Origin of the sequence: Nocardia brasiliensis (assembly GCF_042691675.1) — a bacterium.
GTDB classification, from domain to species: domain Bacteria; phylum Actinomycetota; class Actinomycetes; order Mycobacteriales; family Mycobacteriaceae; genus Nocardia; species Nocardia brasiliensis_D.
Genome location: NZ_CP170507.1, coordinates 2,892,556 through 2,908,195, shown reverse-complemented (window position 1 = coordinate 2,908,195; position 15,640 = coordinate 2,892,556). Strand labels below are relative to the sequence as shown.

General features: G+C 67.1%; 9 protein-coding genes. 4 read left to right on the top strand and 5 right to left on the bottom strand.

The window, feature by feature from the left end; all coding sequences use genetic code 11:
- Positions 1-93: 93 nt before the first annotated feature.
- Positions 94-6,351: an amino acid adenylation domain-containing protein gene (locus ACFK0J_RS13555; RefSeq protein ID WP_378739951.1), complete on the top strand. Its 6,258-nt coding sequence runs from the start codon at positions 94-96 to the stop codon at positions 6,349-6,351.
- Here the strand turns inward: ACFK0J_RS13555 and ACFK0J_RS13550 are convergent.
- From ACFK0J_RS13550 to ACFK0J_RS13535, 4 genes are all read right to left on the bottom strand, one after another.
- Complete coding sequence (locus ACFK0J_RS13550) at positions 6,282-7,598, bottom strand: lipase family protein (RefSeq protein ID WP_378739949.1); 1,317 nt, start codon at positions 7,596-7,598, stop codon at positions 6,282-6,284. The genes ACFK0J_RS13555 and ACFK0J_RS13550 overlap by 70 nt on opposite strands.
- Before the next feature lie 257 nt (positions 7,599-7,855).
- Positions 7,856-8,734, bottom strand: a complete 879-nt coding sequence (locus ACFK0J_RS13545) for a biotin-dependent carboxyltransferase family protein (protein WP_378739947.1) — start codon at positions 8,732-8,734, stop codon at positions 7,856-7,858.
- The gene (locus ACFK0J_RS13540; RefSeq protein WP_378739944.1) at positions 8,731-9,396 is read right to left on the bottom strand and encodes an allophanate hydrolase subunit 1; all 666 of its coding nucleotides are present in this window, start codon (positions 9,394-9,396) and stop codon (positions 8,731-8,733) included. The genes ACFK0J_RS13545 and ACFK0J_RS13540 overlap by 4 nt, the downstream gene beginning before the upstream one ends.
- A gap of 10 nt (positions 9,397-9,406) precedes the next feature.
- On the bottom strand, positions 9,407-10,684 hold the full coding sequence (locus ACFK0J_RS13535) for an MFS transporter (protein ID WP_378739942.1): 1,278 nt from the start codon (positions 10,682-10,684) through the stop codon (positions 9,407-9,409).
- A 157-nt stretch (positions 10,685-10,841) separates the two neighbouring features.
- Between ACFK0J_RS13535 and ACFK0J_RS13530 the strand changes: the two genes are divergently transcribed.
- The 3 genes from ACFK0J_RS13530 to ACFK0J_RS13520 all read left to right on the top strand — a co-directional run bounded on the left by ACFK0J_RS13530 (position 10,842) and on the right by ACFK0J_RS13520 (position 13,595).
- On the top strand, positions 10,842-11,549 hold the full coding sequence (locus ACFK0J_RS13530; RefSeq protein ID WP_378739940.1) for a GntR family transcriptional regulator: 708 nt from the start codon (positions 10,842-10,844) through the stop codon (positions 11,547-11,549).
- Between the two features lie 575 nt (positions 11,550-12,124).
- Positions 12,125-12,496 (top strand): helix-turn-helix domain-containing protein, encoded by a 372-nt coding sequence (locus tag ACFK0J_RS13525; protein ID WP_378739938.1) that lies wholly within the window; start codon positions 12,125-12,127, stop codon positions 12,494-12,496.
- Positions 12,497-12,704: 208 nt separating this feature from the next.
- Positions 12,705-13,595 (top strand): class I SAM-dependent methyltransferase, encoded by an 891-nt coding sequence (locus ACFK0J_RS13520; RefSeq protein ID WP_378739936.1) that lies wholly within the window; start codon positions 12,705-12,707, stop codon positions 13,593-13,595.
- A gap of 173 nt (positions 13,596-13,768) precedes the next feature.
- Here the strand turns inward: ACFK0J_RS13520 and ACFK0J_RS13515 are convergent, their stop codons facing one another.
- Complete coding sequence (locus ACFK0J_RS13515; RefSeq protein ID WP_378739934.1) at positions 13,769-15,451, bottom strand: hypothetical protein; 1,683 nt, start codon at positions 15,449-15,451, stop codon at positions 13,769-13,771.
- Positions 15,452-15,640: the final 189 nt, after the last annotated feature.

Below are 15,640 nucleotides of genomic sequence, written 5' to 3'. Positions count from 1 at the left end.
GCGCGGATCGTCGCAGCTCCCAGCGGTGGTAAACCCGGCTGCCGCGTTATAACATCAGGCCCCTTTCTCTCTTCGTATGGCGGGACCCATAGCTTGACCAGTGGTATTCAGCGGACCGCCTCGTCCGCTCGTCGTGACCGTTCCCGCCGGATATCGACGGCGCACTCACCCACCCTCGCCGCACTGCTCGCCTCGGCGGTGGAGCGCAATCCCGATGGTGTCGCGGCGGTCTGCGACGACACTTCGATCACTTACCGCCAACTCGACGCGCGCTCGTCCCAGCTGGCTCGGATTCTGCTCGCAATGGGCGTCGGCCCGGAGACCATGGTCGCGGTGGCGCTGCCCAGATCGATCGACGCGGTGCTGGCGGTATGGGCCGTCGCCAAGACCGGGGCCGCGTTCGTGCCGATCGATCCCGGCTTTCCGCGCAGGCGCATCCAGTTCCAGGTCACCGACTGCGCCGCCGAGTTCGGGCTCACCAACCGCGCGTGCGCGCCGACGCTGCCGACCGGTGTGCGGTGGCTCGCGATCGATGACGCGGAGTGGGTCGCGCGGATGTCAGCCGAGTCGGCCAACCCCATTTCGTATCTCGATCGTGCTGCGCTGCTTCGGGTTTCGAATACGGCATACGTTATCTACACATCCGGCTCGACGGGTGTCCCCAAAGGGGTCGCAGTCACCCACGCCGGTCTTGCCGTGTTCTGCGCCGAGCAGGTCGCCAGGTACTCGATCGGTCCGGCGGCGCGCACGCTGCATTTCGCGTCACCGAGTTTCGACGCCTCGGTGCTCGAGCTGCTGCTGGCCATCGGCGCCGCCGCCACCATGGTGATCGCGCCGCCGACGGTCTACGGCGGCGCCGAGCTCGCGAGCGTGATCGCGCGACACGAGATCAGCCATGCCTTCCTGACACCGTCCGCGCTGGCTTCGCTGGAGCCGACCGGACTGGACACGCTGCGGGTAGTCGTCGTCGGCGGTGAACCGTGTCCCGCGGCACTGGTGCACCGGTGGGCGGTTCGCGGTCGCCGATTCTGCAACGGCTACGGGCCGACCGAAACCACCATCATGGTGACCATCAGTCCGCCGTTGGCACCGGATGCGCCGGTGACCATCGGGTCGGCACTGCCGGGGATTAGCTGCCGGGTGCTCGACAAGCGACTACGTCCGGTCGGCGTCGGCACGGCGGGCGAACTCTACGTTTCCGGCCCCGGACTGGCCCGCGGTTACCACGCTCGGCCCGCCTTGACGGCCCAGCGGTTCCTGGCCGATCCGCACGGCGTGCCCGGCGCTCGGATGTATCGCACCGGCGATATCGTCCGGCGCGGTACCGATGGCGAATTCGAATACCTCGGTCGCACCGACGATCAAGTGAAGGTTCGTGGCTTCCGCATCGAGCTCGGCGAGATCGAGTCGGCGCTGTCGATGCAGCCAGGGGTGCGGTCGGCGGTCACCGTCGACCGCACGACCGCGGCGGGAGCGACGGCCCTGGTGGCCTACGTCCAGCCCGATCCGGGGCGGACACTCGACACCGCCGAGCTGGCGAACGCATTGGGACGTCAGCTGCCGCAGTACATGCTGCCGACCTCGATCATCGCCGTCGACCGTATTCCGCTGACCCCCACCGGCAAAGCGGATCGGGCGGTGTTGCGAGCCCGTGCCGTCGATCAGATCGCGTGTCGGCCGCTGTCCGGCCTCGGTGAGGAGCTGATCGCCGAGGTCTTCGCTCGGGTATTGGGGCAGGATCGCCTCGGCGCGGATTCCGACTTCTTCGCCGCGGGCGGCAATTCGCTGCTGGCCACCCAGGTCGCGGCGCGGCTGAGCGAGACATGGCAGGCACAGATCCCGACCCGGCTGCTGTTCGATCATCCGACCGTGGGTGCGCTGGCGAGGGCCATTCAGGCGCAGCGGTTCGATACGGCTCGACCCCCGTTGCTCGCGCGGTCCCGGCCCGCGCGGGTGCCGTTGTCACCGGCACAGCTGCGGTTCTGGTTGCGCAATCAGTTCGACCCCGGATCCGCGGTGGACAATATCGGCTTCGCGTTGAGGGTGTCCGGAAACCTCGACGTCCCCGCGTTGCGTGCGGCGTTCACCGATACGGTTGCCCGCCACGAGATCCTGCGCACGGCGTATCCCGCGGATGCCGAAGGGCCACGCCAGCGGCTGATCGAAACAGCAAGGGTGGTAGCCGATTTCGCCGTCGAGGACCTTACTGCGGCGGTCTCCGACGTGGTGGCCGATCGGGTGCGCGCCATCCTGTCGCGCGGTTTCGACGTCGCTGCCGAAGTGCCGCTGCGCGTTCGACTGCTGCGGACCGGCGAAGAGTACGTGCTGGTGTGCGCCGTGCACCATATCTGTGCCGACGGCTCCTCGCTGGCGCCGCTGGCGTGCGATATCGCGATGGCCTACACCGTGCGCCGCGCTGGTACCGCCCCTGCGTGGCGTCCACTCGACATCCAGTATGCCGATTACGCGCTGTGGCAGCAGGATCTGCTCGGATCCCGTGCGGACCCTGATTCTATTCTCTACCAACAGCTTTCCTATTGGCAGCGGGAACTGGCCGGGCTTCCGGACGAGCTCGATTTACCGGCTGACCGGCCGCGACCGAACACGGCGTCGCTGCGCGGCGCGGCCACGCAGCAGTCGGTACCCGCCACCCTGCACCGTGCGCTGCTCGCCGTCGCGAGCGACCACAAGGCCACGCTGTTCATGGTGATGCGGTCGGCGCTGGCTGTCCTGCTGTCCCGGCTGTCCGGCAGTACCGACATCGCCATCGGGGTGCCGATGACCAATCGCGCCGAACCGGCGCTGGACGGTCTCGTCGGCATGTTCGTCAACACCATGGTGTCGCGAACCCGGGTCGACCTCGGCGAGAGTTTCGCGGCGCTGCTGGACCGCACCCGGCACCGCGATCTGCTGAACTTCGCGCATTCCGAGGTGCCGTTCGAGCACGTCGTCAACGCGGTGAACCCGGTGCGGTCGCCGGGACGGAATCCGCTGTACCAGGTCGGATTCGCGTTCCAAAATTTCGGCAAGGCCGAATTCGCGCTGCCGGGCCTGACCTGCTCATCGATCGACATCGACGTCATGACGGCGACGACCGATTTGCACATCACAGTGCTGGACGGCCACGCCGCCGACGGTGCGCCCGGCCAGATCGTCATCCAGATCTGCTATGCCACAGATCTCTTCGACGAACCGACAGTACAGCGGTTCCTCGACGCCTACATTCGCGTCCTGCATCAGGTCGCCGCCGATCCCGTCGTCCCGGTCGGCGACCTCGACATGATGCACCCGGATGAGCGACTGCAGATCGAATCCTGGTCGGCCGGAACCGATCACGTGGCTGCCCCCGAGACCCTGGGTACGGCCTTGCTCCGTCATGCCGCGGCTACGCCGGACGCCGTCGCGGTGATCTTCGGTTCGGCGACGGTGACCTACGGGCAGTTGCGTGATCGATCGAACCGGCTGGCCCGCTGGCTGATCGGACAGGGCGTGGGCCCGGAGACCGTCGTGGCGGTGGCCATGCGGCGTTCCATCGACCAGGTCGTCACACTGTGCGCGATCGTCGAGGCGGGTGGCGCCTGGGTGCCCATCGATCCGGACCATCCGGCCGAACGGATCAAATACATACTGGAATCCGCGGCTCCGCGGTGCGTGTTGACCACCAGCGGGGACGCGTTCACGGTCGCCTCGGCGCAAGCCGTCGACCTGCTGGATCTGTCCCGACTGGATTCCACGCCGGTGCGCCGGAACGAGCGGCGAGCGCCGCTGCGCGGCGACCATCCGGCCTACGTCATCTACACCTCCGGATCGACCGGTCGCCCGAAAGGCGTTGTGGTCAGCCAGGCTTCGATCGTCAACCAGCTCGCCTGGATGCGGCGGCACTACCTGGTCGATGCCGCCGACTGCTATTTGCAGAAGACTCCGGCCACCTTCGACGTGTCGGTATGGGGATATTTCCTGCCGCTGTCGGCGGGCGCGCGCATGGTGCTCGCAGCGCCGGACGAGCACCGCGATCCGGCCGCGCTGTGCGGGCTGATCGCCGCGCACCAGGTCACCCTCACCGATTTCGTGCCGACCATGCTGACAACATTCGCCGGACAAGCCACTGCGGCCGAAGTGTCCTCGTTGCGTGCTGTTTTCGTAATCGGCGAGGCGCTCGCGCCGGAGACCGCGCGGGCGTTCGACGCGATCTGCCGCGCCGAACTGCACAATCTGTACGGTCCGACGGAAGCCGCGGTGAGCATCACCCAGCATCGCGTGGACCCCGCCGATCCGGCGGGTACCGTGCCGATCGGTGTGCCGGAATGGAATTCGCGCGTCTTCGTACTCGACACCCGATTGCGGCCGGTACCGGTCGGTGCGGTCGGTGAACTGTATTTGGCCGGAGTCCAGCTCGCGCGCGGGTACCACGGTGCGCCCGGATCGACCGCCGGTCGCTTCGTGGCGAATCCGTCCGAGGCGGGTTCCCGGATGTATCGGACCGGGGACCTGGTGCGCTGGAACGCAAGCGGAACACTGGATTACCTCGGGCGCAGTGACTTTCAAGTAAAGGTTCGCGGGCACCGGATCGAGCTCGGCGAGATCGAAACCGTCCTGCTCGCCGATCCCACCGTCCGGCAGGCAGCAGTGGCGGTGCAGCCGTCCGATTCCGGAGCTCGGCTCGTCGGCTATGTCGTCGCGTCGCCGGACGTCGTTCTCGACCCGATTGCGTTGCGGCACTCGGTATCTCGTGTACTACCTGCCTACATGGTGCCGTCCGCGGTGGTGCCTCTCGATTCCCTGCCGGTCAATACCAGCGGCAAACTCGACCGCGCGGCGCTACCGCAGCCGGTGTTCGCCTCGCGCGACGGCATCGTCGCGTCGACGCCGCTCGAACACGCGATCGCCGAAGTCTTCGCCGAGGTGCTGGCGGTGTCCCCGATCGGGGTGACGGACGATTTCTTCGAGCTCGGCGGTTCGTCGCTGATGGCATTCACGCTCCATCAACGGCTTTCGTCGCGGCTGCAACGCGAAGTGCCGATGTCGGCATTGCTCACCACGCCCACGGTCGGCGGCCTCGCCGCCCATCTCACCGGCACAGCCGAGCAGGTCCAGGCGGCGACACCGGCCGAGGACGCCGTACTCGACAAAGGCATCGATGTACACGATTGCCTGCCCGCACACTCCGGACCGCCCCGCGAAATACTGCTGACCGGTGCGACCGGCTTCCTCGGCGCGCACCTGCTCCGAGAGCTGTTGGCGCGCACCGACGCACGGGTGGTGTGTCTGGTCCGTGCCGATACCGCGGACCAGGGCGCCGAACGGATCCGGCAGGCGCTACACCGCTATCGACTATGGGACGACACCCTCGCCGCTCGGATCGTCGCCGTCCCAGGCGATCTCGCCGCACCACGACTGGGACTCTCCGACGCCGAGCACGCCCAGCTCGCCGAAGACATCGACGTAATCCTGCACAACGGTGCCCGCGTCAATCACATCGAGCCTTACCCACGACTGCGGGCGGCCAATGTCGAGGGCACCCGAGATGTGCTCCGCCTGGCCACGACTCGACGACTCAAGCCGGTGCATTTCGTCTCCACCCTCGGCACCACCGTCCCGTCGTCGGCGACCTCCGGAGTGATCAAGGAGACCGCGCGGCTCCGACCCGGCCAACTGCCCGACAACGGCTACCTCGCCTCGAAGTGGGCCGCCGAGGAACTGGTCCGTCAGGCGGGCGAACGGGGCGTCCCGGTCGGCATCTATCGCCCCGGAACCATCTGCGGTGACCCGGAAGTCGGCTTGAACAGCATCGACGACTCGTTCTGGAACATGATCCGCGCCGCCGCCGTCCTCGGGATGGCTCCGAATGTCGCCGCCGAGACCGTTTCCCTGGTCCCGGTGACCTACGTGGCCCGTGCCATCGTCGAACTGTGCGCCCGACCCCGGCCGGAAATCGTGTACCACCTGGTCAACAAGAAGCCGGTGGCGGTAGGCGCCATCTTCGCGTGCCTGCGCGGCCACGGGCTCCCCGTGCGCACCGTCCCGCTGGATACCGCCCGTGCCACCCTTGCCGAGGAATCCCGGCGGCGCAACGCCGCAGGCGATGATTCGCTGGTCCGCGCCGCCCTGCTGAGCCCGAACTATCTCCAGCTCGGACGTCCGAACTGGTGTGACGCGCACGCCCGCAGCGCACTCGCCGACACCGGCATCGAATGCCCGCCGGTGACGTCGGCGGCTCTGGACGCGTATATCGAAGAATTCATCGCCAACGGCTTTCTTCCAGTGGCAGTGCGTGGTTCCGGTCAGCAGATGGTCGGTCCAGGGTCGGCGCCCGCCAAGACAGCCGTGAGCCACAGCAGTGACGGCTCGTAGCCGATAAGCTCCGCCGAAATATGCTCGGAGGCAGGGATTCTGAAGAAACGAAGGTTGGTGCCAGCGGCGCAGTAGCGCTGGACGACGGGCTCGATGGCGGCGATCGGGACGATCGGGTCGGTGGTGGAGTGCCACATGGCGATCGGGATGTCCGGGGTGTCGGCGTAGCCGAGGCTGTCTTGGTGCAGGACGGCTTGGATGTCGGGGGCGAGGAAGGCTTGCGGGTCCTTCAGGTAGTTCTTCAGTGGACGCCACGCGCCGGTGGCGGCCGCGGTGTAGAGGCATCGGCGTTCCATATCGTGGACGATGGTCATGCCGTCGTCGGTGAGGTATTTGTCGAGCGGCATCCGGTCGGGGAACTCCCTGGACAAGCCGATCAGCCAGATCCAGCCGACGAAATCGGCTTGCCCCGCAATGCCTGCTCCCGCATCCATGGCGAACATGGTCATCGCGTGCTTGTCACCGGGCACGCCGCCTTGGGCGCTGCCCTTGATCGGTAGTTCAGGGGCGTAGCTCCGGTGTAGTTCGGCCGCCCAAGCGCTGGCGCTGCCGCCGCCGGAATATCCCCACAACCCGATCGCCGAGTCGGCGAGACCCAAGCCGGCGCGCCGGGTCGCCCGGACGCCGTCGAGCACCATGCGGCCCTCGCTCGGCGCCAGCGTTGTGCTGGTTTTACCGTTGAAGTCCGGGATCGACACCGCCATGCCCTCGCCGAGGAATTGCAGCAGCAGCTGGGTTTCCTTCATGGTGCCCGCGCGCACGGTATGCGAGGGGTTGCACGCGGGATCCAGACCGTCGATCGCCTCCTGATAGGAGACCACCGGGCGCGACCCCGGTCCCAGCCACGGAATGCCCGGGATCATCACCGTGGTCGCGGTAGTGATCGGCTCGTCCTGGCTGTTGGTGGAGCGGTACAGGATCTGTTCGGTGTGCACCGGCGGCCACGGCACCCCGAGCAGGTAGCTGGTCACCACGCGCTTGCGGATCACGTCACCGTTGGCGTAGCGATCGAGATCGGCCGGATCGTCGTACCACCGGTCGTCCGCGGGCATCGGGACGGGAATGAAGGGGTAGATGTCGGTTTCGCTCGGCAGCGGCGGAAATTGGTTCTCGTCGGGCCGGACCGGCCAAGCAGGCTGGCCGCCCGCCTGGCCGGAGTCGGGACCCGCGGTCGCCGTCCCGGCAACCGTGAGCGAAGCAGCGAGGGCGAACCCTACAGCGAATGTGGCACAGCGAAAACCGATCACAATCCAGTTCCTTCATCAGGCTTGACGGACAGCAGAGCTAGAAGCCGCCGAGAGCAGCGGCCGCCAACCGGGACACCATCCGAGCGCCCGATGGACCGGAAGAGTTCCTATTGCACAGGACGTCCGAAGGTCGTGTCACTACGCAACCAGCCAGGGTTTGCGCTCCGCCGCTGTGCAAGCTGCATAACTGCGTTGGTAGTTAGCTATGGTGTCGCCGGGGCGCTGGGGTTCACCCCTGAACTAGTCGGGTCAGCCTGTTACGACGGCACAGGGCGGAACCGCAGGTGCTGTCCAGGGCGTAGCTGGGCGAGCAGGTCGACGTCGGGGGTGACCACGACGCCGATCACCGGATAGCCGCCGGTGATGGGGTGGTCGGCGAGGAAGACCACCGGCTCCCCACTGGGTTGGACCTGGATCGCCCCGAGCGCCATGCCTTCGGTCGGCAGCTCCTTGTCGTTGATCCGGGTCAGCGGTGGACCGTCGCCGACGCGGGCCAGCCGCACGCCGACGCGATCGGCGCGGTCGCTCATCTGCCAGGCGCCGGTGAACAGCGACCGTGGATCGGTGAACCAGTCGTCGCGCGGACCCAGCAGGACGCCGACGGTGACGATCCCCGAGTTCATCGAAGGCACCGGTGCCACAGCGACATTCGGCCACGGGTACGCCCGTGCAGCGCCGACGCCGAGCGCCACCCCGGCGGTCAACGGCTCGGGGCCGAGACCCGCGAGGGTGTCCCTGCTACGCGAGCCCAGAACCTTATCGACGGCGACGCCGCCACGCACCCCGACGTATACCCGCAGCCCGGCGGCGGCCATGCCGAGCTTCAACCGCTGCCCGGCGCGCAACGAGATGACGGACGCGTGCGCATGGGCGACCCCGTCGACGGTGATCGGCGCGTCGGCACCGGTCACCGTGACCAGCACCGGCGCTTCGGCCACGAATTCCAGTCCGCCGAGCAGGGTTTCGATGCCCGCGGCATCCTCGGGATTGCCGAGGAGTCGATTCGCCAGCTTCAGCGAACGTCGATCGGCGGCACCGGATACCCCGACCCCGATCGAGAACCAGCCGGGCCTGCCGAGGTCCTGAACGGTGCTCAACGGCCCGGCATCGAGGATGCGCAGCACGGCACGGCTCATTCGAGCGCCACCTCGGTGAAACGGACTCGGGTGCCCGGCCGCAGCAGGGACGGTTCGACTCGGCCGAGATCCCACATGCGGACATCGGTGGTGCCGATGAGCTGCCATCCGCCGGGTGATCGCCGCGGGTAGACGGCGCTGTACCCGTCGGCCAGCGCAACCGCCCCCGCGGGCACCGAGGTCCGCGCTTGCGCCCGGCGCGGTACGGCCAAGCCCGGTTCGGTGGTTTCGAGATAGCCGAAGCCGGGCGCGAATCCGATGAACGCACACCGCCACGGAGCCCGGGTATGGGCGGTGATCAGTTCGCGGACCGTGATACCCAACTGTGCCGCAACACTTTCCAGATCAGGCCCGTCGTAACGTACCGGAATGCTGCGGATCTCGTCCGGTTGCGCAGCCGTCCCGATCCCACCGGACGCCTGCGCGCTGCGGAACAGTTCCCGCAGCCGCTCCTCGACCACCCGGCTGTCCGCGGTGTCGGTCAAGGTGATCAGGACCGTCTGCGCGGCGGGCAGGAAATCGTGCACACCCGAAGGCAGCTCGCGGCGCAGCAGGTCGATGAACGCCACCAGGTCGGCGTCGTCATCGGGTGCGACGAGCACCGACCGATCCCCCGCGGGCAGGATCCGGAGCGGTGCCGTCGGCACGGTGATCGCGGACATCCGTTCTCCTTCAGGCTAGTTCGCGACCGCGGGTTTCCGGCAGGCCGAACAGCGCGATCACCGCGATCAGATAGCCGAGCGCGCCGAACATCATGGCTCCCGTCAGGCCCAGCGTGGTGGATGCCAAAAAGCCGACAGCAGTGGGAAATACCGCGCCGACCGCGCGGCCGAAGTTATAGGTGAAGCCCTGTCCGGTGCCGCGAGAGGCGGTCGGGTACAGCTCGGAAAGGAACGAGCCGAAGCTGGAGAAGATGGCCGAGGTGCAGAAGCCGAGCGGGAAGCCGAGGAACAGCACCAAGGTGTTCGCCCCCGCCGGAACCTGGATATAGCCGACCATGAAGATCATCGACAACACGGCGAACAGTTGAATGGTGCGTTTGCGTCCGAGCCGGTCGGCGAGGATGCCGCCGGTGACGTACCCGAGGAACGCGCCGCCGATCAATAGGAACAGATAACCGCCGGTGCCAACGACATTCAGGTGCCTGCTCTTTTTCAGGAAGGTCGGCAGCCAGGTGGCGAGGGTGTAGTAGCCGCCCTGGACGCCGGTGGCCAGCAGCGAGGCGAACAGCGTCGTGCGGATCAGGTCCCCCCGGAAGATCGTCAGGAACGATCCGGCCCGCTTGCCCGCCGACTCGCGTCGCTGGGTGACCGTCTCGGAATCGGTCAGATTGCGGCGGACCCAGACGATGAGCACTGCGGGCAGCGCACCGGTCCAGAACAGCACCCGCCAGGCCAGGTCCTCGCTGACGAATTGGAATACCAGCGTGTAGACCAGCACCGCCAAGCCCCAGCCGACCGCCCAGGAGCTCTGCACATAGGCGACCGCCCGGCCTCGATACTTGGTCTGGGCGTATTCAGCGACCAGAATCGCGCCCGCGGCCCACTCGCCACCGAAGCCGAGACCTTGTAATGCCCGGAATACCAACAGGGTTTCGAAGTTGGGCGCGAAGCCACACAGCACAGTGAACAGCGTGTAGGTGGCTACGGTGAGCTGGAGGGTGCGGACCCGGCCGATCTTGTCGGCGAGCACCCCGGCCAGCGCGCCGCCGAGCGCGGACACCAGCAGCGTCACCGTGGTGAGCAGTCCGGCCTTGCCGGAGCTGATCATGAAGTACGACGAAATGGCGCCGAGCGCCAGCGGCAGAACCTGGAAATCGTAGGCATCCAAGCCGAATCCGCCGAACGCGCCGATGAAGGCGCGCTTGCCTTTGGCGCTCATCGTGCGGAACCAGTCGAAGGGTTGCGACGTCTCGGCCGGTTCTGCCGGTATGTCCGTGGAAAGGCTCATGGCTGCCTCGCAATGCTCGAGCTCGGTAGAGCGACGTACGTCACAGTAGAGTACGGATCGTTGAACGATTCTGCAATCCTTGAGTTGGATCGTCGGCTGGCAGTTCGATCGGTGGTCTATGCTCGAGTGGCAAAGCCACTGGTCCGCGGAGGTTTGGATGACGACACCGGTAGATCGGCCCGACCCCGTCTACGCGGCACTGTCCGAACACAAAGGTCTGCTCGCCCGCTCCAGTCGCAGTTCGCAAACCGCCGACATCGTGCGCGCGAGCATCCTGGACGGATCGCTGCGACCCGGCACCCGGCTGTCCGAGCCGGATATCTGTGCGGCACTGGGCGTTTCCCGCAACACCCTCCGGGAAGCGTTCCGCTCGCTGATCGAGGAACGCCTGGTGACCCACGAACTCAACCGTGGTGCGTTCGTCCGCATCCCCAGCTCGGAGGACGTCGCGGAGCTCTACCGGTGCCGCCGCATCGTCGAGGGTGCGGCGGTCCACGGCTTCGACCGGGCGACCCAGGACCCGACCGAGCTCGCCGCCGCCCTCGCGCGGGCCGATGCTTGTGCCGCGAAACAGGATTGGACCGGTGTCGGCACCGCCGACATCGACTTCCACAAGGCGATCGCCGCCCTCAACGGCAGCAGGCGCCTGGACCAGATGATGTCGAGCGTATGGAACGAGCTGCGCCTCGTCTTCCACGTGATGGCCGACCCACTCGCCTTCCACGAGCCCTATCTGGCGCGCAATCACGAGATCTACGAAGCACTGGTCGCCGGCCGCCGCGCCGAGGCCGAGCAGATGCTCGCCGACTACCTCACCGACGCCGAATCCCACATCGGCGCGGCATACGTCAGCGTCGTCGCCTAACCCTCCCACCTACCCCACCTTTCCATCAGCGGCCCTTGCCGACGGGGGTGCGCCGACGCGTTGACCGGCGGTTGGCGCCCGCCGTGACCGGACATGACACGCGGAGAAAATCTACAGTCGCGACTGTAGACATTCGGGCGCAGTTGTTATAAAGTTCATCTCGTCAGCAGAGAAGAAAGTCGCATGGGCCGGGTAGGGAACGAACTTCCCGGAATGAGATGAAGTGACTGAAGGACCCTCCCCTCCGGGCGGCTGAAGACAGCGCCACCGGAGGGGAGGGAGGCAGACCAGGAAAGGCAGGGAGCGGTGCCCGATTCCGACGCGCTCTCGGCGTTCGGAAATCGCAGTGTTGTCCGATATCGCAGCAGTAGTGGATATCGCAACGCGTACCGGCATCGCGGCTCCATGAATAGGAGGTGGTCGACAGTCCTGAAGATGCGATCCCCACACACCCACCTGCAGCATGGGATGTGGGACGACGAAGCCGGTCGCTCTGACCGATATGTGGAATAAAGCCCCCTCACGGCCCCGGCGCTAGCGCCGGGGCCCGATTCTTGTTTCCCAGATAGGTGTTCATGGAACAGACCCGTGCCGACTCGGCCACCGCCAATCCCGGTGACAAGCTAGATGACGACGACTACCCCGCCTACAGCATGGGCAGTGCCGCCGATGCGCTCGGTGTCACCCAAGCCTTCCTCCGCGCCCTCGACGCCGCCGAACTGCTGACGCCCCAACGCTCCGACGGCGGCCACCGCCGCTACTCCCGCTACCAACTTCGCATCGCCGCCAGAGTGAGGGAACTGGTCGATCAGGGCACCGCACTCGACGCCGCGTGCCGCATCGTCATCCTCGAAGACCAACTCGCCGAGGCCAAGCGCATCAACTCGGAACTGCGCCGAGCTCATGGCCGGCAACCCGCCGATCCGGGCCTCGATATCACCGGCTGACCAGGCACTCTGCACAGTCGCCCACCCGGTCGTATGATCAACTCGGTTACCGCTCTACCCCTATCGACAGCAGCGTAATTGCCACGCCGACATGCGGGTTCGGTTCGAATTGCCAGGCCCGTCGACGGCCGGAAGTTCGAACATCGGGTGCGCTCCCGCCCCCGGAACGGCTTGTCGCGCAGGTCGTTCAAGGACTCCGAGGAGCAGCATGCGTACTGAAGGCGACACCTGGGACATCGTGAGCAGCGTCGGAATGACCGCACTGCAGGTCGCGGCCGCACGCGCGGTCGCAACGCAAGAGCCGGATGCCCTGGTCCGGGACGAATATGCCGCCCGTTTCGTAGCGGCGGCGGGCGATCCGGACACCGATCTGCTGGTCACCGATCCGACGCGGTGGGCGGACAATCCGCTCACCGGCTTCATCGGACTGCGTAGCAAATTCTTCGACGACTTGTTCCTGACCGCGGCCGCGGCCGGAGTGACGCAGGCGGTGATCCTGGCCGCCGGATTGGACGCCCGCGCCTACCGCCTGGACTGGCCGCAAGGCTCGATCGTGTACGAGATCGACCAGCCCAAGGTCCTGGAGTTCAAACAGCAGGTGCTCGACGAAGCCGGCGCCACCCCCAAGGCAGACCGCCGCGCCGTGGCCGTCGACCTGCGCGACGACTGGCCCGCCGCGCTCATCGAGGCGGGCTTCGACCCGACTCTGCCCACGGTGTGGTCGGCCGAGGGACTGCTCCCCTATCTGCCGGGCCCCGCGCAGGACGCCCTGTTCGCCCGGATAGATCAACTTTCGGCCCCCGGCAGCAGACTGGCCGCCGAGACCCCGGACAACAGCGTCGACGTTCAGCAGATCATCGACCGCCAGGCAGAACAGTTGCAGGGCACGCCCTTCGGCAAGATCGACCTCGCCGCGCTGTTGTACACCGACGAACGCACGGACCCAGCGGAATGGCTGACCGCGCAGGGCTGGACCACGACCAGCCTGCCATCGATGGAACTGACCGAGCGCTATGACCGGCCACTCACGGTGACCGCCGAACCCTTCGCGCAAATGTTCAACGCCATGAGCTACCTGACCGCCGTCAAACCATCCTGAGCCGCCGCGCGGCCAAGGCGGCCGCGCGTCACCCGCACCCGGTCCCACGCCGATCCTGCTGCCTCGGCGCGCATTTCGCGGACGACGCCGAGGGGTATCGCGATGTCTTGACCGTGCACGAGCACGTCCGTCAACCGGTCCGCAGGCACCGTGCCGTCTAGAACACGGCGATATTACCGGTCGCGGCTCGCCGCGGGGGTGGACGTCTTCCGGCTCGTGCGGGCGCGGCGCCGTGCCGCCTGGAGTTCGGCGAGTTCCTGTTCCAGGATTTCGGCGATGCGGAACTGTCCGGTGTCGTGAATTTCCGGAGTGGGGATGACGGGGGCTTCCGCCTTTTCCTCGGTCACGGCGGGCCGCTTGACGGCCGCGGTCGGCGCGGACGGCCGGTCCGCCGACGGCACGGTGACCCTGTCGGTGGGTGCCGGGGCGGCGGGCTTGCTGGCCTTCGCGGGTGCGGCTTGCTCAGCGGCAACCTTGGTCGAGGTGACCTTGGTCGAGGTGACCTTGGTGGCCGCCGGATTTACGGGCTTTGTCGGTGTGCTGGCTGTGCTCGCCGCCGAAACAGGCTTCTTGCTGTCGACATCGGCAGGCGCGCTGCGCTTTTCGGTGTTCGCGGAAGCGGTGGACTTGGTCTTCGCCACGGTCGGCGCGCTCTTCGCGACGGTGGCCGCGGCAAGCTCATCGGCCTGCACCGGTGTCCCGGCCTTGCGCTCGGAAGTGCTGGGCGCAGTGTCTTTTTCGGCCTTGACCAAGGGCTTGGTCTCGGGCTTCACGTCGGCGGCACCGTTCACGGAGCTCACCGTCGCCGCGGCCTTCGACGGCGCCACCGGCGCGGCGGAACGGAAAGCGGACCGGATCGGCGCACTGTCGGGTGCGGCGTCCTCGCCCTCGGGCAGCACGACCGCCGGTTCGATCTCGGGGTCCACGACGGGCTCGTTGGTCGGTCCCGCGTCCAATTCCGCGAGCGGGTCCGGTTCGGCCTCGACGGTCAGCTCGGCGATCGAGCTGGACGCCATCACCTCTGCGGCCGAGCGGCGCAGCCGATAGCTGGCGATCGCTGGCAGGGTGCGGCGAATCTGCTCGGCCGGATCGGGCAGATCGCGGACCTGCTCGGTGGCGCGGTGAATGGCGAGGCCGTAGCGCGCGCTGGCGGCGTCATGGATGAGCAGCGCGACACCGATCATCACCGGCGCGACGGCGTGCACCGCGGCGTCGTACCAATGCTCGGCCCGCAGATACGGGTAGGTGTTGAGGGTGACGGTCAGCGAGAGCAGCGCGACCTCGGCGGCGACCACCTGCTTGCGGTTGTCGACGACACCCCATTCGGCAACCTTGTTCGTGCCGATCATGATGATGATCAGGCAGACGCTGATCATCCCCTCCAGCAGGTAGCTGAACCAGTACAGCGGATCACTCGGCCCGCCGGGCGCGATGTTGTGCTGGACATTGACCGCGGACCACAGCATGCCCGCGCCGACGACACCGGCCAGCGCGCGCAGCGACCAGGCCCGGTGCCGATATAGCGAGGCCAATTTGGCATGCGGGCTCGACTCACGGCGCTGAGCGGCAATTGCCTTGCGTGCCACCAGTAGATCTCGCATGTCGGCCTTCTCGATCGCTTCGGTGGTCTGCCTGGCGCGGTCGGCCGCCGCAGCGGCGGCTTGGGCCTCTTTCCAGCGCTGACCACGATCTTGCCCGCGAATCTTCTCGGCCAGCTCACGTTCGGCTAGCAGCTCGTCCTCGGAGAGCGCTTCGGTCAACGCGGGATCGAATTGGTATGCCAGCCGGCCGCGGGCCTTCTCGACCCGCCTCGCCAGCTGTGTGACCTCGTCCTCAATGGGATGCTGGATGGTCATTTCGGCTCCAGGAGGAGATTCGATGGCAGACAAGTGATCACGCGTGGGAAGGCTACATCGCATTCCCCGCTGACGCACCGTTGCCAGCGAAAACCGTCGATTTGCCGGGTGAATGCGGCGCGCCGCGGCATGTCCGCCCGCAGCTCCTCGAACAGGCCGCTCGGTCTGTCGCGGCGAGGTAGCGGAAAC

Excerpts from the sequence above, each read along its gene's own strand:
- ACFK0J_RS13515 (WP_378739934.1), bottom strand. The coding sequence starts at position 15,451 with ATGACCATCCAGCATCCCATTGAGGACGAGGTCACACAGCTGGCGAGG.
- ACFK0J_RS13525 (WP_378739938.1), top strand. The coding sequence starts at position 12,125 with ATGGAACAGACCCGTGCCGACTCGGCCACCGCCAATCCCGGTGACAAG.
- ACFK0J_RS13540 (WP_378739944.1), bottom strand. The coding sequence starts at position 9,396 with ATGTCCGCGATCACCGTGCCGACGGCACCGCTCCGGATCCTGCCCGCG.
- ACFK0J_RS13545 (WP_378739947.1), bottom strand. The coding sequence starts at position 8,734 with ATGAGCCGTGCCGTGCTGCGCATCCTCGATGCCGGGCCGTTGAGCACC.
- ACFK0J_RS13530 (WP_378739940.1), top strand. The coding sequence starts at position 10,842 with ATGACGACACCGGTAGATCGGCCCGACCCCGTCTACGCGGCACTGTCC.
- ACFK0J_RS13535 (WP_378739942.1), bottom strand. The coding sequence starts at position 10,684 with ATGAGCCTTTCCACGGACATACCGGCAGAACCGGCCGAGACGTCGCAA.
- ACFK0J_RS13520 (WP_378739936.1), top strand. The coding sequence starts at position 12,705 with ATGCGTACTGAAGGCGACACCTGGGACATCGTGAGCAGCGTCGGAATG.